Here is a 22,994-nt window from a genome sequence, read left to right on the forward strand (position 1 = left end):
CAAATGGAAAAAATCTATGTTTCTTTTATCCAAATGGATGAGCAAAGGGCAACGCCAAGTATCACGACTCCGCCGACAATTTCCCTGATAGCAGGCACTTCGCCCAGGAAAATGAGCGCATATAGGATTCCATATACCGTCTCCATCCCCGAGATAATTCCGGCGGTCTGTGCCTTCACTCCTTTTTGCGCCGTAACATACAGGGAATAGGCGAAAGCCGTACATATAATTCCGGTAAACGCCACGCCCAGAATGTCTGTAGGGCGCCATTGTGCTTGTACCCACAGAAGTGACGGAAGAAGAACCACTGCTGCGGTCCCCTGTTCATATAGGCATATGACCCGCCCCACATAGCGCTCGGAAAAATACCGGTTCGCCAGCGTCATGACTGCATAGGTCAGGCTGCATATCATCCCCCACATGATTCCTACCGTCATATCATTATCCAGGGAAAACTCAGGGATGGTTATCATCACGCCAGCCAAAAGCAGGATGGTTTTCACGATATTTCCCGTGCATATTCTTTCGTGGAAGACCAACGGCTCCAAAAATGTCAGGAACAACGGAAATGTAGAAAATGTGATTGCCCCGATCGCGACCGTCGATACCTTGATAGACTGAAAAAATGTGGTCCAATGTACTGCCATCACGATACCGGTCAAGATAATCAGCACATAATCTTTCCCGCAATTCAGCCGTAACTTATCTTTTTTCACCAAGACTATGACAAGCAGCATCAAAGAAGAACTGATTACTCTTCCCAATGCCACCATGATTGCCGGGACCTTCACGAACTGCGCGACTACTCCGTCCAGTCCGAACAGCATGACTGCAATATGCAGAAATATTACATCCTGCTTATTTGCTGCTATTTTTTCACCCATTTGATTTGTATTTTCTTCTCTGCTCATTTTCTCCTCGCTAATCTGCATATTTTTTTCTGTTCTTATTTTTACAAAAAAGGGAATTATTTTCAATCATTTTTTCTCCCTCTCTTCTATCTTCTTTTCCCAAAGCAAGCTTGCAGCCTCTTTCTTTTTACTTTAGTGTAACATTTTTCAAGACATTCTCCCTTTTCTCTGTTAAACTTAATATCTGATGGATGGTGTGCCCCTATGGCGCATCGAATTGCAAGGAGGAAGATTATGTTACACCAGCAAGAGCAGCGTCATATCTATTATGACCCGGATCTTAAAATAGAGGCTTACAATCTGATTGGAATCGTCCAGAAATTCCCTAACCATTTCCATGAATGCTATGTCATCGGCTTCGTGGAAGGCGGATGCCGCCATCTTTGGTGCAAGAATGAAGAATATGATCTGAAGGCCGGAGACCTGATACTTTTCAATCCCAGAGACAATCATTACTGCGCCCCTCTCAACGGGGAGCATCTTGATTACAGGGCGCTGAATATTGATGTCGATATCATGGGACAGGCCGCCTATGAGATTACAGGGGAGAGATATCTGCCCCATTTTTCCAGCACAGTGCTTTGGCAAAGTGACATCACCCCGGCGCTTTCCAAGGTATATGATGCGATCCTGAACCAGGCGCCTGCAATGGAGAAGGAGGAAGCCTTCTTCTTCCTTTTGGAGCAGCTCCTTACCGAGTACAGCGTACCGGCCTGCGAAGCATCCAGAGCCGAGCCTGACCGTCAGATTCAAAAGTTATGCAGTTATATGGAAGCGCATTTCGCGGAAAACATTACGCTGGACTCCCTGCTTGACATGTGCGGATATGGGAAATCCTATCTGCTGCGTTCCTTTACCCGTCAGACAGGAGTTTCCCCTTACCGCTATCTCCAGACGATCCGCCTGGACCGCTCGAAGAAGCTGCTGGAGCAGGGCGTGCCGCCCATAGAGGCTGCAGCCATGACAGGATTCTCAGACCAAAGTCACTTTACCAACTATTTTAAAGAGTTTATCGGCCTTACGCCAAAGCAATATCAGAGAATCTTTACAACTACCGCAGATACAAATGAAACTACAAATAAAGACACAATTTCAGACAGAAAAGGAGACTTATCATGAACCGCCACTCAAGCCACTCGGCCGGACGCACCGGCCATATTGCCGCTTTTATCACCATCCTCATCTGGGGAACCACCTTTATTTCCACAAAGGTGCTTCTTCGCACTTTCACCCCCATTGAAATACTCTTCGTCCGGTTTCTAATCGGCTACCTGGCGCTGTGGCTTGTGCGCCCCAAGAGGCTTGCGCCTGCTGCCAGAAAAGAAGAATGGTACTTTGCCGCCGCGGGGCTGTGCGGAATCACCTTATATTATCTGTGTGAAAATGTGGCGCTTACCTTCACGCTTGCATCCAACGTAGGGGTCATCATCTCTATCGCCCCCTTCTTTACCGCGCTGTTTGGCTGCATCTTTCTGAAGGATAAGCGGCCTTCCCCCAGATTCTACCTGGGCTTCGTGATCGCGATCATCGGCATCTGCCTGATCAGCTTCACAGGTGTATCCGAGCTGGAACTGAATCCCATGGGCGATTTCCTGGCGGTCGCGGCGGCGCTGATCTGGGCAGCCTACTCCACCATCACCAAGAAGATCAGCTCCCTGGGGTACGATACGATCCTGACCACCAGAAGAACCTTTTTCTATGGAATCGTCTTTATGATTCCATTTGTGGCGGCCTCAGATTTCCAGATTACTTTCGCTCAGATCACGCAGGCGCAGAACTTCCTGAATCTCGCTTTCCTTGGCTTCGGCGCCTCCGCCCTATGCTTCGTGACCTGGAATGTTGCGGTCAAGGCCTTGGGAGCGGTTAAGACCAGCGTATATATCTATCTGGTTCCGGTCATCACCACGGTCACTTCCGTGCTGATCCTCCACGAAAAGATTACCTGGATCGCCGCTCTTGGCATCCTGCTGACCCTGATTGGATTATTCCTCTCCGAGAAGAGACGCCCTGCCATAGACTCGGCTTGCAATGCAGAGAATGCATGATCATGCCGCATTTCAAAGATAAACATTCCATAATAAATATAAAAATCCTGGAAGATTTTATTTTTCTTCCAGGATTTTTATATTCTCCTCTCCCTTCCCAATACACTATTCACATATTTCACATTTCATTATTAGCAAATATGCACAAATAAAATATATTTATCTGAAAATTATTGACATCCCGTTCACTTCAAAGTAATATGATGGCATAAACCAAGACATCAGATGACCTGATATCCAGATGTCTAAAAGTCAAAAGGAGGAAAAAATATGGCTAACATTTATTATGACCAGGATGCAAATCTTGAATTGGTAACAGACAAAGTGGTGGCAATCATCGGATACGGCAATCAAGGCCGTGCCCAGGCATTGAACATGAGGGATTCCGGCGTGAAGAAGATCATTATCGGCAGTCGGGAAGATGGCTCTTATGAACAGGCAATCGAAGATGGGTTTGAAGTATTTCCGATCGCGGATGCATGTAAAAAGGCAGATATCATCTTCATGCTTCTTCCAGATGAATTTGCGCCGAAGATTTTTGAGGAATCTATCGTTCCTGGATTAGAGGAAGGAAATATTATTAATTTCGCTTCTGCTTACAATATTACCTTCCATAAGATTGTCCCGCCGAAATTTGTAGATGTGGTGATGGCCGCCCCGCGAATGATCGGCGACGGCGTCCGGGAACTATACGTACGGGGCGAAGGCTCTCCTGCATTTGTAGGGGTAGCGCAGGATGCCTCAGGGATGGCTCTTGAATATGGAAAAGCGCTCTGCAAGGCAATCGGCGCGACCAAGAAGGGCGCGATTGAAGTGAAGTTCGATGATGAGACCTGCCTGGATCTGATGACGGAGCAGGGAATCTGGCCAATCATCTACCATGTATTTAACGAGGCATTTAAGCTTCATGTGAAAATGGGGCACCCGGAAGAAGCCGTTTTGATGGAAGAATATGTCTCGAAAGAGCCCATGTATATGATGGAGAAGGCTGCGGAGATGGGACTGTTCAAGCAGCTTCCATTCCATTCCCACACAAGCCAGTATGGCCAGCTGGTCAGTTATGAACTATATGATCCTACCCAAATCAGAGAATTTTTAAAGGATAGGTATGACAGGATACGAAATGGAGTCTTTGCCCAGGAATGGGAAAAAGAACAGAAAGAAAAGGATCTTGCTACATTGAAAGACTTAAGCGCTAAGGCTGTGAATAATGAATTATCCCAGGCCGAAGCCCGCTTATTTGAAAAATTAAAATAATCTGCTGATAAAAACTACGAAAGGAGGTAAAGCCATGTCAGACATCGCTAAAATTATCTTGTGGCTGATCATTGCAATTCTCGTGATCTTGGCATCTATTATCAAGTTGAAACTGAATCCCGTCATAGGGCTGATCTTTGGCAGCCTTATTATGGGCATCGGATGCAATCTGGGACTGGTGGAAACGGTATCTAACATAGGGACAGGATTTGGAAATCTTTTGGCCGGCATCGGATTGCCGATCGGCCTGGGCGTCATACTGGGCAAGCTGCTGGAAGAAAGCGGAGGCGCGCGTATCATTGCCGAGACGCTGGTAAAGAAGGCCGGAGAAAAATATGCGTTATATGCCCTTGGATTCGCCGCGTTCCTTCTGGCAATACCAGTATTCTTTGATATTACATTTATCATTCTTGTACCACTTGCGATTGAAGTAAGCAAAACGCTGAAAAAGCCGCTGCCATATACAATCGGCGCAATCACGATCTGTGCCGCCGGAGCACACACGCTTGTACCGCCAACTCCCAATCCCCTGGCTGCAGCGTCCATCTTTCACTTTGATTTGGGCATCATGCTTGGAGTCGGCGCGGCCGTCTGCCTGTTTGCGTGCATGGGCGGCATGTTTATCTACTTTAAGATGCTGGATAAAGGCTTCTGGAATAAAGAAGCCGATGAGACAGGACTCGTTGATGTAGCGGATCAAAAGCCTGTACCCGAGAATGCGCCATCTTTTGCGCTTGCACTGCTTCCTCTTCTTCTCCCGGTTATCTGCATCCTGTTAAGCACCATAAGCACGGCCCTTGGAGTAGAATCTAAAGCCATCTCCTTCATCAGCGACAAAACGATCGCCATGCTTCTTGGAACCCTGGCGGCATACTTGGTATCAAGACGTGCTTTAAAAGGAAAGATGGAAGAGTTCGCCAACCAGGCTGTGGCCTCTTCTGGTATCGTACTTCTGATAACCGGTGCTGGCGGCTCCTTCGGCGCCGTGATCAGCGCGACCGGATTTGCCGACAAGCTGGCAGAGACATTTCAGAGCGTAGGTTCTTCTCCCATCATGATCGTTCTGGTAGCCTTCGGGCTTGCGGTAGTGTTCCGCATTGCTCTAGGCTCCGGTACCGTGGCATCTATAACAACTATGAATATCATGGCAGGCTTTGCCGGCCTCACCTCTCTTCACCCGGTATTTATCGCTCTCGCCTGCCTGGCAGGCGGAATCAGCATAGGCCATGTGAATGACAGCGGCTTCTGGGTTGTCACGAATATGTCCGGATATACGGTAAAGGGAGGCCTGAAGTCCTATACTATAGGCGGCGCGTTTATCGCCCTATTCACTATCATTGTCTGCATTATTGCGGCATTGTTCACGCACTAGCTGTATCATAAAAGAAAGAGCTGGCATTACGCATTACACGTTCTGCCGGCTCCAACTGGCCTTACTCTTAATCCTGCAGCGACAATGTCTCCCACTTGCTGATGGACTCCCGGATGGCATCTGCCATGTCCTCCTCGCTTTCATGCTCAAAAGCTTCCAAGATCTTTTTATGATTCGCTAATACGACTTCCGGATGCTTTTTGTTTGAAATCGCGATGGATGGTTTAAAAAGGGTCATGATCGCAGTCCCAATACAGGCAAAAAAGGGATTCTGGGTAGAGGAATATATGATCTTATGAAATTCAATATCTAATTCCAGATTATTGACGTCATGGGACATATTCTCTTCCATGTTGAGGCAAATGTTCTTTAATCTTGAAACCTCTTCCTTGGAAATGGTTTTTACTGCCAGACAGCTGACCGTGCTTTCAATAACCCTGCGGAATTCTACCAGTTTCTCGTGGCTTGTGTTGCTCTGCAGAATCAACTGATATGCCAGCGGATTCAGCGCATCCGAGTCGATGGTGGTCCTTATGCGGCAGCCGCGTCCTTTTATGATTTCTACGACCCCTACTGCCTCCAGCATCTTCGTGGCCTCCCGGACGCTGGATTTCCCCACGTTCAGGTTCTCGGCAAGCTGGCCCTCTGACGGCAGATAATCTCCAGGCTTTAGCTGCCCATTGGCAAGTGCTTCTGTAATCTTGTCCGTGACCACTCTGCTCAGAGTCTTTTTTGATACCGGCATCAGCCAAGTTTCATTCGTGTTCATAGAATATCATTCCTCCTCTATCGTCTGTGCATTTATTTTATCATAATTGATATTATAATACCACAAGTTTACGGACGGAGGATGCAAGGACACCTTATTATTGACCATCATATAACATTAAGAAAGGATGACAACATGAGCATACTTAATCTATTCTCTTTAGAAGGAAAAAACGCAATCGTCATAGGCGCCTGCGGGGGCCTTGGAAAAGGAATCGCGACCGGGCTTGCCGAGGCAGGGGCCAGTGTATTCGTTGCCGGACGCAAAAAGGAAAAATGCGACCATGCGGCTTCTTCCATAGCAGAAGATACTGGCGGAACCGCTTATGGTCTCCCGGTGGATATAACCATTCAGGACAGCATTGACGAAATGATCGCAAAGGCAGAAGAAAGAGCAGGCAAGATCCATATCCTTGTCAACAGCGCGGGAATCAATATCCGTAAGCCAGCGCTCCAATACTCGCGCCAGGATTGGGACACCGTCCAGGATATCCAGTTAAAAGGCAGTTTTTTCACCTGTCAGGCAGCGGCGCGTCACATGATAAAAAACAGCATACCCGGCAGGATTATCAATATTGCCTCCGTCAATTCAAAGATCGTGGCAAGGCCGGATATTGTATCCTACGTCTCCGCAAAAGCCGGCATCATGCAGATGACAAAAGCGCTAGCCGCAGAATGGGCGCAATATGGAATCCTGGTCAACGCGATTGCTCCCGGCTTCTTTGAGACTGAACTAACCAAGGTGCTTTTTGAAGATAAAACGATAAAGCAGGAAATGTTAAGCCATATTCCCCAAAAACGTTTTGGAAATCCTGACCAGGATCTTGCCGGCATGGCCGTCTACCTCAGTTCGGATGCCGCTTCCTACATTACCGGGCAGACCATTTACATTGACGGAGGATATACCATCATCTAACAGGAGGTGAATCATAATGAACCTACATGAAATCTCCATTGAATCATTGTCTTTGAATCCTTTCACCAAGATGAAAGACCAATGGATGCTTATCGCTGCCGGAGATGAGACTGCCAGCAACCTGATGACGGCCTCCTGGGGCATGTTCGGCGTCCTTTGGCGGAAATACATGTTTCAGATCTACATCCGGCCTCAACGTTATACCAAACAATTCGTAGATGCTTGTGACCTGGCTACTCTGTCGTTTTTGCCGGAGACCTATAAAAATGCCTTAAAAATCTGCGGGACGACTTCCGGCAAAGAGGTGGATAAATGGAAATTATCCAATCTTCATCCTTATTACGGATATGGGACAACAGCGGTCGCTGAGGCCGAGCTGGTTATCATCGGGAGAAAGCAGTATTCCCAGTGGTTCGACCCCAAATTGTTCTACGCCAAAGACAATGACTCCCGCTGCTACCCCGAACAGGACTACCACGAAATGTATGTGTACGAAGTCATCCAGGTATTGGCCAAAGACACATGCCTGCCGGATCACTAGATATTTCCCAGCCATCCCGGTATGTTTATCCCAATTAATCCCAGTATCCCCACGGCATAGAGTCCATTTGCCACCAGCCCGATGCTGGCCAGCACGTCCTTATGCTTTTTCTTTGTATAGAGAATCAGGCAGTACAGGAATGCCAGCATGATCTCCACGCTGTATATGCCGATGGTAATCTCTGCCGCCGGGGACTTTAAGGCCCATTCCTGCGTACGGACCAGCAGGATCGTCCAAGGTACAAAGGCCAGTAAAAATGCAGCTACTGATGCAGGTGTTATTTTTTTCATGACAGTCACTCTCCTTATCTTCTTTCTGCTCTTCCATAGAGCGTGCACGACAGGATCAGGGCAGCCAGCGTAGCGGCGATGGCTGTGGGTATCCACGGAACCAGTTCAAGCGAGAAGGTTCCCATATTCGAGGCAAGTTCATGCATCTTGGACGTGATCAGCATCATGGGATAGCACATGGGATATGCAAACCAGGCCTTCGTATTGATGGCAAGCACAATCGGCACCACGGTTGCCAGGCCTACGCCAACTGCTGCCACGGTGTTGTGGAATAGAATCGCAAGCATCCAGTAGATGGCTGCCATCGGTATGGATATCAGGAATAAAAGGACCGCGATCTGCAAGACATACCCGGGTTCTATCAGAAAGTCATACTCCCATTTCCGGGATGCGATCCATGCCGCCGGAAAATATCCGGCTGTGATAAATGCGATCTCCATCCCCATTACCAGAAGAATCGTGCAGAACTTCGATAAGCACAGCGCAGCACCTGAAACTGGCAGGGACAGCATCTTGAGAATTCCGTTATTGCCCCGCTCTGTCTGCGTCATAAGCACCGTAATTACCACAAGGCTTGACGGCAGCATAAACCAGACGTATCCCAGGAATGACTGGATGAAGAAGTTATTCTCCGGGCTGATGCCTTCTGCCTGCATCTCAAAGTTCATATCTGCGTTCATGATGCCCGAGATCCACACCAGAAGGACTGGGATCAGCAGAATCAGGCCAATCTTCGATCTTTTTAATTTCCCTATTTCTATTTTTATTAATCGGATCAGGTTCATGATGTTCTCCTCCTTAGATAGGCGGCCCCGCTACCTGCCGCCAGTAATGCTATGGTCTCTATCACTGCCGCGATCAGCATTTCCCTGCTCTTTGTCGAAGAATAGGACAAAAGGAATGGAAAATAAGCCATGCTTTTCTCCTGAATGAATAGCTGGGCTGCAAACATTCCGATCATGCCGATTCCAAAGGACGCCCACATATTCTTCAGCAGACAGGCGATCAGCAGCATCAGCACCAGCGACGGCAGTGAATAGGCATAAGTATATCCCATCGTCTTACACAGCGACACAAGGGTCTGCTTCCCGCCGCCAAGCCATTTCCACGTACAGAAATACAGCGCGGCCGTCTCTATGGCAAATACCACCGCCAGGATGAGGGCCAGCAGGATTCCTTTATCAAAAAAGAGGACGGCCGGATTGACAGGCAGTGCATCCATCTTCTGGATTCCATTGTTGACATGCTCGATATGGTACAGAATGCAGGCGCCGATAATGATCACGCACAGATTTGTCATCGCCATCGTAAGCCAGCTGGCATCCATCACGATCGCAGCCGGGTTGCCGGGACGCCCGGTGAACATCTCGGTCCGCACGGCCAGATTGATCACCGGAAACGCGGCTGAGAATACGCCCCCTGCCAGCAGTGCGGGGATGAGCCCTGTCCTCCTTATCTTCTTGATTTCCAATCCTATCATCGTCCCATTTTCCTCCTTCTGTTATCTTCTTCCACCATCGCAAGAAATGTCTCTTCCAGATTATCCGAAGGATATCCCATGCCTGCCGCTTCTTTCCTCAGATCTTCCAGAGAGCCTTCAAACAGCAGCCTTCCGTGATTCAGGATCCCGATGTCATCTGCCATCAATTCTACTTCCGGCAATAGATGGGAGGACACCAGAACCGTACATCCGATCTTCTTTGGCAAGGACCGTATCAGCGTCCGTATCTCATGGATGCCTACAGGATCCAGGCCATTGGTAGGCTCATCCAGGATCAGTATCGGCGGCCTTCCGATCAGTGCCCCAGCCAGCCCCAGCCTCTGCTTCATTCCGAGAGAATACTTCTTAGCAAGTCTTTTCCTGTAAGGGGTAAGTCCGGTCAGTTCCAGCGCGTCGGCGACGGAAGACTTGGGAAGGCCCAATATCTTCCTTATAATGTCCAGATTCTCTTCCCCGGTCAGATTTCCGTAGAAGGCAGGCGCTTCGATAAATGAGCCTACTTCCCTTAATATTTTCATCCGGTCCCCCGGATGGCTCATCCCATCTATGGTAAAGGAACCCGAAGACGGGCGGGTCAGTCCCAGAAACATCTTCATCGTGGTGGATTTTCCTGCGCCGTTTGGCCCCAGGAACCCATATACCGTCCCCTTTCTTATGTGCAGATTAATATCGGATACTGCGGCAAAATCTGAATATTCCTTTGTAAGATGCATGGTCTCTATCATGTTCATTTCTTTATCTCCTTTCCTGTTCCATTGATTCTGATCACCTTATGCGTTTATTATATAAGGCCCTCCTTACATCATCCTTCCCGCTGCCTTACATTTACCTTACATTTTCCCGTGCGCGGCAACGAAGCTTATCCACTGTGCTATAATCAACTTATCAAGTAAAGAAGGAGCGGTAACTATGGCTTTTGACTATCTCAAACGAAAAAAAATCCTGCTCGTCGATGACGAGCCGGAACTTCTGAATATGGTGACTTCCATTCTGGAAAATGAAGGCTATACGAATATAAAGACCGCGTCGACTGCCGCCGGGGCCATCGACGCATGTAAGAATTTCAAGCCGGAACTGGCGGTTCTTGACGTAATGCTTCCTGATGGAAATGGATTTGACTTGCTGCGGGAATCAAAAAAAATCTCTGACTTCCCGGTTCTGTTCTTGACCGCCAGAGGCGAGGATGAGGACAAATGGAAGGGATTCGGAAGCGGGGCCGATGATTACATGGTAAAGCCCTTCCTCCCCAAAGAACTTACCTTCCGCATAATGGCTATCCTAAGAAGAAGCTACAGAAACGACGCGCCTCTGGCAATTCTTGCCGGAAGCGAGATTGATTTTGACCGGGCGGAAGTCCGAAAGGCCGGTGGCGTCCTGCCTCTGACCGCCAAAGAATATGAGATCTTAAGTTCCCTCTACCGCAACGCCGGGAAAATAGTGACCATTGATACGCTCTGCGAAGCCGCCTGGGGGGATAATCCCTACGGCTATGAGAACTCCTTAATGGCTCATATCCGGCGTATCCGGGAGAAGATCGAGGCCGATCCTTCCCATCCGGTCTCCCTGGTGACCATAAAGGGATTGGGATATAAACTGATTCTGGAGGAATAGATTATGAAAAGCACGCCAAAACTCATCAAACGTTTTCTGCTGATCCTTATGCTCAGCCTGTTCTTGCTCCTTAGCTTCAATCTCATCTTGCTCGCCACGGTGGTGCAAAAGTTTGCATCCAGCGGAAGTCCCTGGACTTCTGCCGAAGAGGTGGCTGCATCCCTTACCCCATCCGGCACCGGTTTTTCCTTAGCAGAGGCTGGCGCAGACACACTTTTAAAGTCCGCGGCCTGGGCGGTTCTCATTGACGACGCCAGCGGGGATGTCGTCTGGAACAGCGACAATCTCCCCGGCGAAATCCCCCGGCATTATTCCGCGGCGGCCATCTCTCTTCTGACCCGTGGATATATAAAGGACTATCCGACTTCCACCTGTGGATATGGAGAGGATCTGCTGGTGCTTGGATTTCCTAAGAAAAGTTACTGGAAGCATATGTACAATACCTTCAGCTATGATATGATCGCGCACTCGCCCCAGATATTTCTGTCCTTCCTCCTGGGCAATCTGGCGGTCATCTTCTTCATATACTGGGGGGTGAACAGTCAGTTATTGAAGTCGCTGAAGCCTATTCTTGCGGGAATACAGGCACTGCCTGAAAGCGAGAATGACATTCACCTTAAGGAATCCGGCCTGCTATCAGAGGTGAGCGCGTCTATCAACCGGGCTTGCGAATTGATCCGTTCCCAGAATTACCAGCTTGTGAAAAAAGAAAACGCCCGGGCAAATTGGATTGCCGGCGTTTCTCATGATATACGCACTCCTCTTTCTATGGTAATGGGCTATGCCGAGACGCTTGCGGAAGATGCCTCCCTCCCTGAAGATGCCCGCAAGAAAGCGGACGTTATCTGCCGTCAGAGCCTTCGCATGAAAGACCTGATCAGCGATCTGAACCTGTCTTCCAGGCTGGAATATAATATGCAGCCGCTGAACCTTCAGAAGCTCCCGCTCATACCCATGGTACGAAAAGCCGTGGCGGATTTTATCAACCTGGATATTGATGGACGGTATCCGGTTGAATGGAATGCGGATGACTCCCTGGCCGGAGGCTGCATTATGGCCGACAAGGACTTAATCTACCGGGCCATTGCCAATCTGCTTCTGAATAGCAGGAACCACAACCCCGGAGGCTGCCAGATCTTGGTACGGCTTGAATATGCCGATGACAAAGATGCGGATGCCAGATATGCCATTTCTATAGAAGACAATGGTACAGGCATCACCAGCAATGAGCTGGATCGCCTGTACCATGCTTCATACTCTTCTCTATCCTGCGGGCAGCGCCACGGGCTGGGACTCCTGATCGTCCGCCAGATCGCGGATGCCCACCATGGGACGGTGGAACTTGGCCACAGTGCCTGCGGCGGTTTTCTGGCAAGGATTATCCTGCCTGCTGCTCCTTCTTAAGCTCCATGGCATTGACACACACGCTGCATGCCGCGTCGCCTGTAATATTGACCGTTGTCCGGGCCATATCCAGGATACGGTCGATTCCGGCAACAAGCGCGATTCCTTCCAGCGGAAGTCCCACGCTCTGAAGCACCATGGACAGCATGATCACTCCTGAGCCGGGCACCCCTGCGGTTCCGATGGAAGCCAGCGTCGCCGTCAGGATAACGGTCAGCTGCTGGGACATGGTAAGATCCATGCCGAATATCTGGGCGATAAATACAACGCACACGCCCTGATAGATCGCGGTTCCATCCATATTGATGGTCGCTCCGAGAGGCAGCACGAAACTGGATACTTCCTTCTTCACGCCCAGCCTCTTGGTACATTCCATGTTAAAAGGCAGCGTGCCCACGCTGCTGGCGCTTGAAAACGCAAACAGCATCGCTTCGCTCATTTCCTTGAAGAACCGGATCGGGCTGATCTTTCCAATTGCCTTGACCGCGCTGGAATATACCACAACCATATGGATAATGCTGACCAGATATGCCACGCCGATCAATTTCAGAAGCGGCAGCAGCACGGATACGCCATTGGTCGCGATGACAGGAGTGATCAGTCCGAATACGCCAATAGGAGAGAATTTGATAATAATTCCCATCACCTTGATCGATACCTCGGAGAAACTTTCGATGACAGAGCCTGCCAGTTTTCCCTTCTCTCCTGCTATAATTACGCCAAATCCGAAGAACAGGGCGATCACGATAATCTGGAGCATGGTTGCGTCCGCCAGCGGCTGTACCGCATTGGATGGAAATATGTTGACGATGGTATCGATAAACGACGGACTTTCTACCGCCTCAAACCCTTCCAGCATCCCGGAGTCTAATTTGTACCCGCTGCCTACATTCAGCATATTGGCAAATACCAGTCCTAAAGTGACTGCAAATGCTGTCGTGCAGATATAGAATGCCACCGTCTTTCCACCGATCGAGCCTACCTTGCGGATATCCTGCAAGGAGATGACTCCCTGCATGATCGAGAACAGTACGACTGGCACTACTACCATCTTGACCAGATTCAGGAATATGGTTCCAAGCGGCGCAATATAAGTCTCTGCGATCTTCGGGCTTCCCTGCAGCAGTATGCCTGCAATAACGCCCAAGATCAGCGCTATAAATATCCATACGGTTAATGATACTTTTCTTTTTTCACCTGTTGTCTTCATCTTATGTCTTCCTTTTCATTCCTTTTTTGTCGTGCAAAGCTGTCTTACATATCCAGGCGTTCTACGACTTCCATAGCCGCAGGGGAGCCTGCAACCCCGCCGATGCCGGTCTCGCGAAGGCTTACGTCCATCTTATCGCCGACTTCCTTCATCGCGTCAATAACCTGGTCTACCGGAATCTTGCTGGTAATTCCCGCAAGGGCCATATCGGCCGCTGCCAGCGCATTTACCGCGCCGCCTACATTTCTCTTGACGCATGGCACTTCTACCAGGCCGCCTACCGGGTCGCATACCAGCCCCATCAGATTTTTAAGCGCCATTGCGCAGGCGTCTCCGATCTGGCCTGTGTCCCCGCCTCTGATATAGCAGATCGCTCCTGCCGCCATGCCGGAGCCTGAACCGATCTCTGCCTGGCATCCGCCGGATGCTCCGGCCAGATACGCCCGGTTCGCAATAATCTGCCCGATGCCTGCCGCCACATACATGGCTTCGATCATCTTCTCATCCGGGACATCATATTCCCGGTAATAAGTAACAAGAACTGCCGGAAGAACTCCACATGCTCCCGCCGTTGGCGCTGCAACGATTCTCTTCATGCACGCATTGTTGCATCCCATCTTCAGGGCATTGGCCATCACCTTGGCCATAAAGTCCCCGCACAGCGTGTCCCCTTTCTGAAGATAGGCATCCATCAGGCCGCCTTCTTTTCCCACCAGGCCGCTTCTGGATACCAGATTCGGATCATAGGCATCCAGGTTCTCAAGCATGGACTGCCACATATGTGTCATCTGGCTCCAGGAATCCTCCACCGTGACGCCTCTTTCATCCGCATCCTCCAGCTGCACTGCCTTCCAGAACGGAATCTTATCCTTGTCGCATCTTAAACGTGCCTCTTCCATTGATTGATATGACATACGCTAATACTCCTCCACTTCTACTCTAGGTTGTTCCGTTCGGATTCAGGAACTTCACTCTGATGATTCCTTCCTTGCTCTCCAAGGCGTCAATCGCCTCCTGAGGAACCACCTGGTCCGTCTCTACCACCATGACCGCAAAGCCGCCCCGCTTATCGCGGAATACCTGCATCGTGGCAATATTGATCTCTGCCTTGCTGAGCGCCGCCGCTACTTCCATGATCCGCCCGGGCTCGTCCACATTGCGGATGATCAACGTATAACTTTCCCCACTGAAATTCACGTCAATGCCATCCAGCTTGCAGACCTTGATTCTTCCGCCCCCGATGGAAAAAGCCTGGATCTTCATCGTCGGAACGCCCTCCGCCTCCATTACGATCTGAGCCGTGTTCGGATGGGCCTCCTTGATATCCTTGTTCTTAATCTCGAACTCCATGCCTTGCGCTTTCGCCACTTCGAAACTGTCTGGTATCCTCATGTCGTCCGGCATCATCCCCAGCAGGCCTGCGATCAGCGCTTTGTCCGTTCCGTGGCCTTTCCCCGTAGCCGCAAAGGAGCCGTGCAGATAGATCGTTGCCTTCTCTGGCTGCCTGCCGAACAACTGTCTCGCGATCAGGCCGATGCGCGCTGCTCCTGCTGTGTGGGAACTGGACGGGCCTACCATCACAGGTCCTAGAATGTCAAATATGTTTCCCATTTGCTTTCCCTCTCTTTTCTTATTTTGACATATATCTTCTTCTATTATACTTGGGATTTACGTAGTTTACAACGACAATTTCTGCGTTGTAAATCTGCTTCAGATATGCTAAGATTGGTTACAGTCTGAAAAAGGAAGTGTAGATAATGAACAAGAAAGAAGTACTGGAAATCCGCAAGCAATTCACGCCGGAAAACTGTGCGATCACCAGGATCTGCGGCTGCTATGTGGATCATGAAAAAGAGAAAAAAGTGGAACTGAAAAAAGCATTTTTATCCCTCCCGGAAGAAGAGGCTTTCAAGTATTTTGATATCTTCAAGCACACTCTGTCCGGAACCTTGGGCAAGAACCTGATCAACATGGAATTCCCTCTGGATCAGGAATTAGAAGGCGGCACGCAGCAGACACTCTTAAAACTGCGGGACAGCAAGCTGGAAGACGACCTGCTTGTGGAGCAGTTCTACGATAATGTCATCGATAACTATGACTATGCAGAAAACTATTACATCATACTGATTCACGCCGTATACGACGTGCCCGGCAAATCCTCCGACGGGCTGGAGATGTTCGATGCCTCCGATACAGTCTACGAGCACATCATGTGCAGCATCTGCCCGGTAAACCTTACCAAGGCGGGTCTGACCTATAACGCGGAGACGAACAATATCGAGGACCGGATCCGCGACTGGATCGTAGAGGCCCCTGCAAAAGGATTCCTCTTCCCGGCTTTCAACGACCGGGCAAGCGATGTACATAATATCCTGTATTACACTAAGAAGCCGGAAGAGATACAGCCTGATCTGATCGCCAACGTACTGGGAAGCACCATCCCTCTGACAGCCAATGACCAGAAGGCCACCTTCCAGGCCATCGTAAGCGACACCCTGGGCGAGGACTGCGGCTACGAGGTGGTGCGCAACATCCATGACAATATCTTCGAGATGCTGGAAGAATCCAAAGAAGCGCCGGAACCATTGGAACTCTCCAAGCCGGATGTAAAGCGGCTGCTTGAAAAAAGCGGCGTGCCCCAGGAAAAGATGGAATCCTTTGACCAGGAATTTGAAGAAGTGGTCGGCGAAAAGAAAACTTTCCTTGCCTCCAACATTGCCAACGCCAAGACCTTCCAGATCGAGACGCCGGATGTCATCGTCAAGGTCAACCCGGAACGCTCTGATCTCGTAGAGACCCGTGAGATCGACGGACGCCGCTGCCTGGTAATCGCGATCGACGATCACCTGGAAGTAAATGGAATCGAAGTCCGATAGACATGCCTTTGACCAGCAAGTCCATACTGCCGCCGGAAACTCGTAAAAAGCAATAATATAAAGTTTTTTGCAAAAAAAGCAAAAAAGTATTTGCAAAATATATTATTCTGTGCTAGAATATTTTTTGCGAGCGGAGATGGCGGAATGGCAGACGCGCTAGATTCAGGTTCTAGTGGTGGCAACACTGTGAGGGTTCAAGTCCCTTTCTCCGCATCACTTATAAGTAGGAAGAAACCCACTGTTTACAAGGTTTCTTCCTACTTTTTTTATGAAAACTATCACCTCTTTTTGTTATCGTATAACTATCTTAATTCATGGAGGAAGACTATGTTCAGAATCGGAGAATTTTCAAAACTTACGCAAGTGACCGTCAGGATGCTGCGCTATTATGATGAGACAGGCCTGCTAAAGCCTGCCAGGACTGACCCCTGGACCGGCTATCGCCTATACTCTGTAGAGCAGATTCCCGTTCTGAATAAGATCATTTATCTGCGTGACAGCGGATTTCAAGTGGCGGAGATTGCCGCCGCCCTTAGAAGCGATGATTCTCTCATTCTGGAACTGCTTGACAGCAAGCATTCTCAAATCGAACAAGAGATACAGGCCCAGCAGGACAAGCTTCGGAAAATCGAACTGGCCAGGGAAGAATTGGCGGGCCGAAAGAGCCAGATGCACTATCACGTATCCATCAAATCAATTCCCAGCTATCCGGTTCTCTCATACAGGAAGATTATTCCCAATTATTATGCCGAGGGAGAGATGTGGAAAGAAATGTCAGAGTTTGCCCGCCGTGAAAATGCAGATCTTGGGGAAGATACTTTCTCAATTTATCACGATGAGGAATATAAGGAGACGGATGTAGATGTGGAACTGTGCGCCATCGCAAGAAAGACCGGCAAGAGCAAAGGAGCCTTTACCTACCGCGTTACGCAGGCCGTCCCACTAATGGCCTGTACCATGGCATACGGGGAATTCTCTAACATTGCCGGCGTCTATCTTTCCTTTGCCCGCTGGCTTTCCGAAGACTGCCGGTACCAGATGCGCGGGCCAAACCGCCAGATCGTGCACCGGGGTCCCTGGAATGAACAAGACCCGGACAAATACCTGACAGAAATCCAGATCCCTCTGGAAGAAATATAGAAAAAGCCTTGCAGCAAAAACTCAATGGCATTAAGTTAAGAAATTTAGAAGAGGCTACCACATAATCTGTGGCAGCTTCTTTTTTATCGCTTTACAACTTAAAGATATCGGCATAGCATCTTGCTCAATAAAAAGGCAAGAACGCTTCCTTGCCTAAAAAAGCATATGAAATTTACAAGATTTATGCTACTCTGTACATGAAGCTTATTGCCTGCTTGATTTTCATATCCCTTGGACGGGATCTCCCAGGACGGATTGGAGTTATGTATCTGGCAATCAGTGCTTCTATATCAGGTGGAGTATTTATACCTAATAGAAATTCCCGACATATGTGTGCTGCAACAGAAAAGTTGGCTTTGTATTCATGTTTTCTGTTTTTCTTTTCTATGATTACATGCGAGGTAATCAGTTCAGAAAAGTTATACATGATAAGTCTGGCATAGATTTCTTGTAGGATATGCTCCACTTTTTTTGAGTGAAAATGCAATAAACCAATCGTATATTTTAAATCCCGAAATGATGTTTCAATTCCCCATCTTTTAGCATAAAGTTGTTTTAGGAGTTCTGATGGGAAATCTTTCTTGTCCAGATTTGTAACAACCACCTCATATGCATTCTCTGATACTGGAAAACGGACAATGCGAAATGGGATTGTATACATGACTGCCGGATCGGCTTTCCTGCTGGTTTTTGGGAGGTAATCAAATGTTTTGCTATGGGCAATCTTGCGATAATGGTTTTTGTCTTTCAGCAGTTCTTTGATCTTATTCGTTTGTTTACGAGTGACTGTAAGGTTGATGTCTATGTCGAACTCCTCCTGATTGGGAAGTTCAAAGCCGTGCAGGATTCCTGAATTGTATTGTTGAAAATCCTTTATCCGTATAAGATATTTCCAGCCTTTTTCTTGGATATGCGCCATGTTATTATAAGATTCATACCCCCTGTCAGCGATCAGGATTACATCCCCAGTTATTTCAGAACGATCAACCATGTTTGTCAGAGCACCATTTTCACTACTAGCATGTTTTTTCTGAACAATGGCATCAACATAGGTATGTGCCTGAAGGTCGTACAGAGCGTTTAGGTGAAGGAGATTGTATGGCTTACGCCCTTCACAAGTTTGAATTAAGGAATCTGCGTCATTGAGATTGGTCGGCATCTGTATGTCGGAACCATCGACTGCAATCAAACGAAATCCTTTAAAGCCAAGTGGTACATCCGTTTCCGCAACAAAACTATAAAACAGTTTTTCCATAGCCGCCGGAAGTATTTTTTCACGTTGCTGAACAAATGCAGAGGATGATGCTATGTCGCAGTGATATCCAAACTGTCTTAACAACTCATTCTTTAACGATGTCCCCTCCATTGTTAAGAGTGAGAGAATCATTTTTTCATAGGGGAGTTTCCTGTTTCTGGCGAAATCTTTATCAGGTGCTCTCACACATTCAGATAAATCTTGATTCCTAATAAGCCCAAGCAGGGTCTCTTTTAATTTTTGTGATATGTCATTCATACGGTTTCCTCCTTGTAAAAGACATCTGTCTAATTACAAGGGCCGCTTTAGCTACCTCTAAAATGAATCAGTGGCTAAAGCGGCCGCATTTTTTGAACGGTATGTCAATACTTTTCTATAAAAAAATCCCACACCACGATAATGTGATGTGAGATTTTTCTTAACTTAATGCCATTGAGCAAAAACTGCGAGGCTTTTTCTTGACTCTCACACGGTGTCAGGGTCTACAGTAGATATACCAAACAGAAAATGGAGGATATAAACATGACAACTTACAAGGTAAATACGATTGGCAGGATCTGTAACAACGAAAGCGGCGCCATCATCCAGCTGGAGCCTGAATATATCCCTGCACTGACTGCGCTGGATGGATTCAGCCACCTCAATGTACTGTGGTGGTTCAGCGACTTCGACACCCAAGAGGCCCGCTCCGTTCTTGAAGCGCCCCAGCCTTATAAACAGGCGCCTGAGACCATGGGAATCTTCGCTACCAGGTCGCCAGTCCGCCCCAATCCGATCGCGCTTACTGCCGTGGAGATCATTGACATCGACTATGTAAATGGACGCATCCATATTGCCTATATTGACGCAAATGATGGCAGCCCACTCCTCGATCTTAAGCCATACACGCCTAGCCTTGACAGGGTGGAAAGGCCGGAGGTTCCCGGCTGGTGCGGCCATTGGCCAAAGAGTCTGGAAGAATCCGCGGACTTTGCCTGGGAGAATGAATTTAATTTCTAAGGCTGCATTTAATTCTAAAGAAATCCTTAGTTCTTCCTGAACATTCTGTGATATCCCTTGAGTCTTTCCGATAAACATAATAAAATAGAAAGCGTTTCACAAGGAGGGATAACATGAGTATGAATAAGAAAGACTTTTTTGATGACGATTTCGAGGTCATCTACGAAGGCGATCTTCCCGATCTGCCCGAAGATGACAATGATGATTATGAGGACGTGCTTCAGAAGCTTGCTGATCTGGATAAAGAATATGAAACCTCTTATCATAGCCGGGAACCACATGGAAAGAAGCGTCATGATCAATCTAGCGAGTATGACAAAGATTATGATGACGACGGCTATGATGATGACGGCTATGACTATGATGACGACGACTATGACGACTATGACTATGATGACGACTATAACTATGATGATGACGACTATGATGATGACGACTATGACTATGATGATGACGACTATGATGACTCCAGACGGAGATCGAAGAAAGGCAAGCGCGCCGAAAGCAAACAGAAGAAAAAGAAAAGGAGAAAGATGCCAAACCTCCTTTCTCCGGTGTCCAAGACTGCCAAGGCCGGAGGCAAGGCGGCCTTTAAGATCGCCAATCTAATTCTGCGTGCCGCGACTCTGATACTCATTGCCATTATTTTCTGCCTGCTGGCTGTCAACTTCCGGAAGAACTACGGCGCGTTTGGAAGCATTGCCACTGCCGTGGCAGAGAAGAATTATGCCTTGGCTGCGTATGCGGCTGTGGCTGTATTCCTACTGCTCTTTGAACTGATCACCTTCTTCCGGGTATTGTCCGGAAGCAAGAAAAGCGGCCGCAAGGGCCGCTACGTGGACACAGGCAGAGGCCTGTTCTCATTCCTGTTCATTTATGCCGGTTCCTTGCTGTCCGCCTTATTCTACGGACTGATCCCGGCCTCGCCGCAGCCTCTTGCCGGCGTTTCGGGCGCGCTGCTGGTATATGGCTCGCTTCGTTCTACCTTATTTGCCTTATGCGTTGCCGGAGTCATCAGCTGCCTGATCCGCAAGTTTGCCATCCGGTAAGCCCGCGCTCTTTGGCTTGGCATTCCCAGACTTTGCGATCTCAGACCTTGCGTCTTCTTCCTCCGCCTGTTCCAGGAAATCCGCGTCTTTGGATTTCAGGCGGGGGATGAATCTTCTGGCAAACCGCCCTTTCCCCCTATTTTTCACATAGAAATATCCAATCACGGAAAACACCACGGCACCAATGAAGTTTACGAAGAGATCCTTCATGGTATCCAGAAGGCCAATATCCAGATACCCTCCCAGGCCCAGACTTTCGCCGTTCACCGTCACATCCCTGATGTTTCCAATTCCCACAGCAATGTTGCTGTTAGTAGGATCCAGCATGACTGAATGGATGCTATGTACAATGGTGTCCTTCTGCATGTCCAGATTAAATATCTGATCCATCGCGCACTCAAAAAATTCCCATATTACGCCAATGGTCATGGAAAAGCAGAATGCAACGATTGCCACGAATACCGGAGAGAGCTGGATAGAGAATTTCTTGCTGCGGTTAAGAATGTCAACCAGCGCGAACCCGATAGCCGCCATCAGGAAGCCATTTATCGTATGCAGTACCGTATCCCAGAAAGCAAACTTAATATAATACGACTGGATTTCTCCCAGTATCTCCGCCGCAAATATGAAGATCAGTATCGTTATCTCCAGAGCAGTGGGAAGTTCTATCTTCAAGTTGATCTGTACCAGGCTTGGCATGATCAGCAATATCAATGTAAGTATGCATAGGAACACGTTTTCATAATTCCGGTTAAATATCTGGAGTATCATCATCAGGATGACCAGCATGCGCAGCACTACATATACGACAAAGGAACTCTTATGCTCCCTCAGTTCCATATGCAGCGCCTTGTTCATTACCTTTAATCTCTTTTTTATCTTCATCTTCTATCCTCGTATCCCGGATCGCTAGTTCAGGAAGTTGTCTATGATGATTCCTTCTGCCTCTTCTGCTGTCATTCCGAGCGTACGCAGTTTTACTAACTGTTCGTCATTAATCCTGCCAATCGCCGCTTCATGGATGATCGCCGCATCCAGATGCCGCGCATTGATCTCTGGTATGGATGCTACTTCCGCATGATCCATAATGATGGAATCACACTGCACATGGGCATGGCATTTGGCATTTCCTACTGCCTTCGGATGGAATACCTGCCTGGACTGTCCTTTCGCCACTGAGCGGGAGATGATCTGGGCGGAACTTCCGTCCCCGTTCATCTGTATCTCCATATTGGATTCTGCGTTCTGGCTGTCATGAGTCATCAGTTTCTCAATCACGTAGAGTTTGGAGTCTGCCCCCATTTCTACTTCCGTCTCCCGGACCGTGGAGTCAACGCCCTTAATCTGGACAGTGTCCAGCGTAAATACAGCGTCCTCCTCCAGATAGATCTTTGTGACCGGATTCAGCACCCGGGCCCCGGAGCCTTCTCCCTCGCCATAATGCTTCTCTTCGTACCGGACATTCGCTCCCTTCCCCACATGGAAGGAATGGATCCCGTCATGTCTGCTTTCATTGCAGCCACTGTTGTGGATGCCGCATCCTGCGACAATCGTCACGTCTGCGCCAGCATCGATGTAGAAATCATTATAGACTTCATCTTTCATGCCAGAGGCATCTACCACTACCGGAATGTGCACCTGTTCCCCTCTGGTATTCCCATCAATGTAAATATCGATTCCAGGCTTATCTTCCTTTTTTTTGATCTTAATATGCTCGCTGTCACCATGACACAGGGCAACACCATTATGGCGCAGGTTGTATGCGCCCTTCTGCTGGAATCCTGATCCGTCTATCTGCTGCAATATCTTCTCTGTAATCTTATCTAATAATGCCATTTTAAAATGCTCC

The 22,994-nt window shown here is 48.4% G+C and carries 24 protein-coding genes and 1 tRNA gene; 13 read left to right on the plus strand and 12 right to left on the minus strand.

Going from position 1 to position 22,994, the window contains the following annotated elements; translation table 11 throughout:
* Positions 1-14 precede the first annotated feature (14 nt).
* Positions 15-911, minus strand: coding sequence for a DMT family transporter (locus K0036_RS16135; protein ID WP_259283329.1), 897 nt, complete (start codon positions 909-911; stop codon positions 15-17).
* A 234-nt stretch (positions 912-1,145) separates the two neighbouring features.
* Here K0036_RS16135 and K0036_RS16140 point away from each other — a divergent pair, with 234 nt between their 5' ends.
* The 4 genes from K0036_RS16140 to K0036_RS16155 all read left to right on the plus strand — a co-directional run bounded on the left by K0036_RS16140 (position 1,146) and on the right by K0036_RS16155 (position 5,585).
* Positions 1,146-2,030, plus strand: coding sequence for a helix-turn-helix domain-containing protein (locus K0036_RS16140; RefSeq protein WP_220430176.1), 885 nt, complete (start codon positions 1,146-1,148; stop codon positions 2,028-2,030).
* Positions 2,027-2,956 carry a DMT family transporter gene (locus K0036_RS16145; RefSeq protein WP_025642040.1) on the plus strand — a complete coding sequence of 310 codons (930 nt, stop codon included), beginning with the start codon at positions 2,027-2,029 and terminating at the stop codon, positions 2,954-2,956. The genes K0036_RS16140 and K0036_RS16145 overlap by 4 nt, the downstream gene beginning before the upstream one ends.
* Before the next feature lie 270 nt (positions 2,957-3,226).
* A complete protein-coding gene (ilvC, locus tag K0036_RS16150) occupies positions 3,227-4,213 on the plus strand; it encodes a ketol-acid reductoisomerase (protein WP_220430177.1) in 987 nt (328 codons plus the stop codon).
* A 34-nt stretch (positions 4,214-4,247) separates the two neighbouring features.
* A complete protein-coding gene (locus K0036_RS16155; protein ID WP_025642038.1) occupies positions 4,248-5,585 on the plus strand; it encodes a GntP family permease in 1,338 nt (445 codons plus the stop codon).
* A gap of 67 nt (positions 5,586-5,652) precedes the next feature.
* On the opposite strand, the gene K0036_RS16160 is transcribed toward K0036_RS16155, so the two are convergent.
* The gene (locus K0036_RS16160; RefSeq protein WP_025642037.1) at positions 5,653-6,354 is read right to left on the minus strand and encodes a FadR/GntR family transcriptional regulator; all 702 of its coding nucleotides are present in this window, start codon (positions 6,352-6,354) and stop codon (positions 5,653-5,655) included.
* A 135-nt stretch (positions 6,355-6,489) separates the two neighbouring features.
* Here K0036_RS16160 and K0036_RS16165 point away from each other — a divergent pair, with 135 nt between their 5' ends.
* Together K0036_RS16165 and K0036_RS16170 are read left to right on the plus strand one after the other, a co-directional pair.
* Positions 6,490-7,269: an SDR family NAD(P)-dependent oxidoreductase gene (locus K0036_RS16165; RefSeq protein ID WP_044955164.1), complete on the plus strand. Its 780-nt coding sequence runs from the start codon at positions 6,490-6,492 to the stop codon at positions 7,267-7,269.
* Between the two features lie 16 nt (positions 7,270-7,285).
* Positions 7,286-7,810 carry a flavin reductase gene (locus K0036_RS16170; RefSeq protein WP_220430178.1) on the plus strand — a complete coding sequence of 175 codons (525 nt, stop codon included), beginning with the start codon at positions 7,286-7,288 and terminating at the stop codon, positions 7,808-7,810.
* Here K0036_RS16170 and K0036_RS16175 read toward each other — a convergent pair.
* Genes K0036_RS16175 through K0036_RS16190 form a run of 4 tightly spaced genes read right to left on the minus strand, consistent with a single transcriptional unit; the run spans position 7,807 to position 10,332 of the window.
* Positions 7,807-8,100: a hypothetical protein gene (locus K0036_RS16175; protein WP_220430179.1), complete on the minus strand. Its 294-nt coding sequence runs from the start codon at positions 8,098-8,100 to the stop codon at positions 7,807-7,809. The two genes, K0036_RS16170 and K0036_RS16175, sit on opposite strands and share 4 nt — an antisense overlap.
* Before the next feature lie 14 nt (positions 8,101-8,114).
* Entirely contained in the window at positions 8,115-8,885 is a 771-nt protein-coding gene (locus K0036_RS16180; protein WP_025642031.1) for an ABC transporter permease, read from the minus strand.
* Complete coding sequence (locus K0036_RS16185) at positions 8,882-9,580, minus strand: ABC transporter permease (RefSeq protein WP_220430180.1); 699 nt, start codon at positions 9,578-9,580, stop codon at positions 8,882-8,884. Before K0036_RS16185 ends, K0036_RS16180 begins: the two co-directional genes overlap by 4 nt.
* A complete protein-coding gene (locus tag K0036_RS16190) occupies positions 9,577-10,332 on the minus strand; it encodes an ABC transporter ATP-binding protein (protein ID WP_220430181.1) in 756 nt (251 codons plus the stop codon). Before K0036_RS16190 ends, K0036_RS16185 begins: the two co-directional genes overlap by 4 nt.
* Positions 10,333-10,510: 178 nt before the next feature.
* Between K0036_RS16190 and K0036_RS16195 the strand changes: the two genes are divergently transcribed.
* Both K0036_RS16195 and K0036_RS16200 read left to right on the plus strand, forming a co-directional pair.
* A complete protein-coding gene (locus K0036_RS16195; RefSeq protein WP_220430182.1) occupies positions 10,511-11,212 on the plus strand; it encodes a response regulator transcription factor in 702 nt (233 codons plus the stop codon).
* Positions 11,213-11,215: 3 nt separating this feature from the next.
* Positions 11,216-12,616, plus strand: coding sequence for a sensor histidine kinase (locus tag K0036_RS16200; RefSeq protein WP_220430183.1), 1,401 nt, complete (start codon positions 11,216-11,218; stop codon positions 12,614-12,616).
* Here the strand turns inward: K0036_RS16200 and K0036_RS16205 are convergent.
* Genes K0036_RS16205 through sdaAB form a run of 3 tightly spaced genes read right to left on the minus strand, consistent with a single transcriptional unit; the run spans position 12,591 to position 15,437 of the window.
* Positions 12,591-13,826, minus strand: coding sequence for a dicarboxylate/amino acid:cation symporter (locus K0036_RS16205; RefSeq protein WP_220430184.1), 1,236 nt, complete (start codon positions 13,824-13,826; stop codon positions 12,591-12,593). The two genes, K0036_RS16200 and K0036_RS16205, sit on opposite strands and share 26 nt — an antisense overlap.
* Before the next feature lie 44 nt (positions 13,827-13,870).
* Positions 13,871-14,740, minus strand: coding sequence for an L-serine ammonia-lyase, iron-sulfur-dependent, subunit alpha (gene sdaAA, locus K0036_RS16210; protein WP_025642022.1), 870 nt, complete (start codon positions 14,738-14,740; stop codon positions 13,871-13,873).
* Between the two features lie 25 nt (positions 14,741-14,765).
* Positions 14,766-15,437 carry an L-serine ammonia-lyase, iron-sulfur-dependent subunit beta gene (gene sdaAB, locus K0036_RS16215; protein ID WP_025642021.1) on the minus strand — a complete coding sequence of 224 codons (672 nt, stop codon included), beginning with the start codon at positions 15,435-15,437 and terminating at the stop codon, positions 14,766-14,768.
* Positions 15,438-15,583: 146 nt separating this feature from the next.
* On the opposite strand from sdaAB, the gene K0036_RS16220 reads away from it, so the two are divergent.
* The 3 genes from K0036_RS16220 to K0036_RS16230 all read left to right on the plus strand — a co-directional run bounded on the left by K0036_RS16220 (position 15,584) and on the right by K0036_RS16230 (position 17,842).
* Entirely contained in the window at positions 15,584-16,702 is a 1,119-nt protein-coding gene (locus tag K0036_RS16220) for a DUF4317 domain-containing protein (RefSeq protein WP_220430185.1), read from the plus strand.
* 130 nt (positions 16,703-16,832) lie between these two features.
* Positions 16,833-16,915 (plus strand) — tRNA-Leu (locus K0036_RS16225).
* Between the two features lie 114 nt (positions 16,916-17,029).
* Entirely contained in the window at positions 17,030-17,842 is an 813-nt protein-coding gene (locus K0036_RS16230) for a MerR family transcriptional regulator (protein WP_220430186.1), read from the plus strand.
* A gap of 181 nt (positions 17,843-18,023) precedes the next feature.
* On the opposite strand, the gene K0036_RS16235 is transcribed toward K0036_RS16230, so the two are convergent.
* Entirely contained in the window at positions 18,024-19,355 is a 1,332-nt protein-coding gene (locus K0036_RS16235) for an IS4 family transposase (RefSeq protein WP_220430114.1), read from the minus strand.
* Between the two features lie 264 nt (positions 19,356-19,619).
* Between K0036_RS16235 and K0036_RS16240 the strand changes: the two genes are divergently transcribed.
* Together K0036_RS16240 and K0036_RS16245 are read left to right on the plus strand one after the other, a co-directional pair.
* Complete coding sequence (locus K0036_RS16240) at positions 19,620-20,096, plus strand: SAM-dependent methyltransferase (RefSeq protein WP_220430187.1); 477 nt, start codon at positions 19,620-19,622, stop codon at positions 20,094-20,096.
* Positions 20,097-20,209: 113 nt separating this feature from the next.
* The gene (locus K0036_RS16245) at positions 20,210-21,145 is read left to right on the plus strand and encodes a hypothetical protein (protein WP_220430188.1); all 936 of its coding nucleotides are present in this window, start codon (positions 20,210-20,212) and stop codon (positions 21,143-21,145) included.
* Here the strand turns inward: K0036_RS16245 and K0036_RS16250 are convergent.
* Both K0036_RS16250 and K0036_RS16255 read right to left on the minus strand, forming a co-directional pair.
* The gene (locus tag K0036_RS16250; RefSeq protein ID WP_220430189.1) at positions 21,092-22,030 is read right to left on the minus strand and encodes a hypothetical protein; all 939 of its coding nucleotides are present in this window, start codon (positions 22,028-22,030) and stop codon (positions 21,092-21,094) included. The two genes, K0036_RS16245 and K0036_RS16250, sit on opposite strands and share 54 nt — an antisense overlap.
* 24 nt (positions 22,031-22,054) lie before the next feature.
* On the minus strand, positions 22,055-22,981 hold the full coding sequence (locus K0036_RS16255) for a SufB/SufD family protein (RefSeq protein WP_025642006.1): 927 nt from the start codon (positions 22,979-22,981) through the stop codon (positions 22,055-22,057).
* Positions 22,982-22,994 lie beyond the last annotated feature (13 nt).

The organism is [Clostridium] scindens (assembly GCF_019597925.1).
Taxonomy (GTDB): domain Bacteria; phylum Bacillota; class Clostridia; order Lachnospirales; family Lachnospiraceae; genus Clostridium_AP.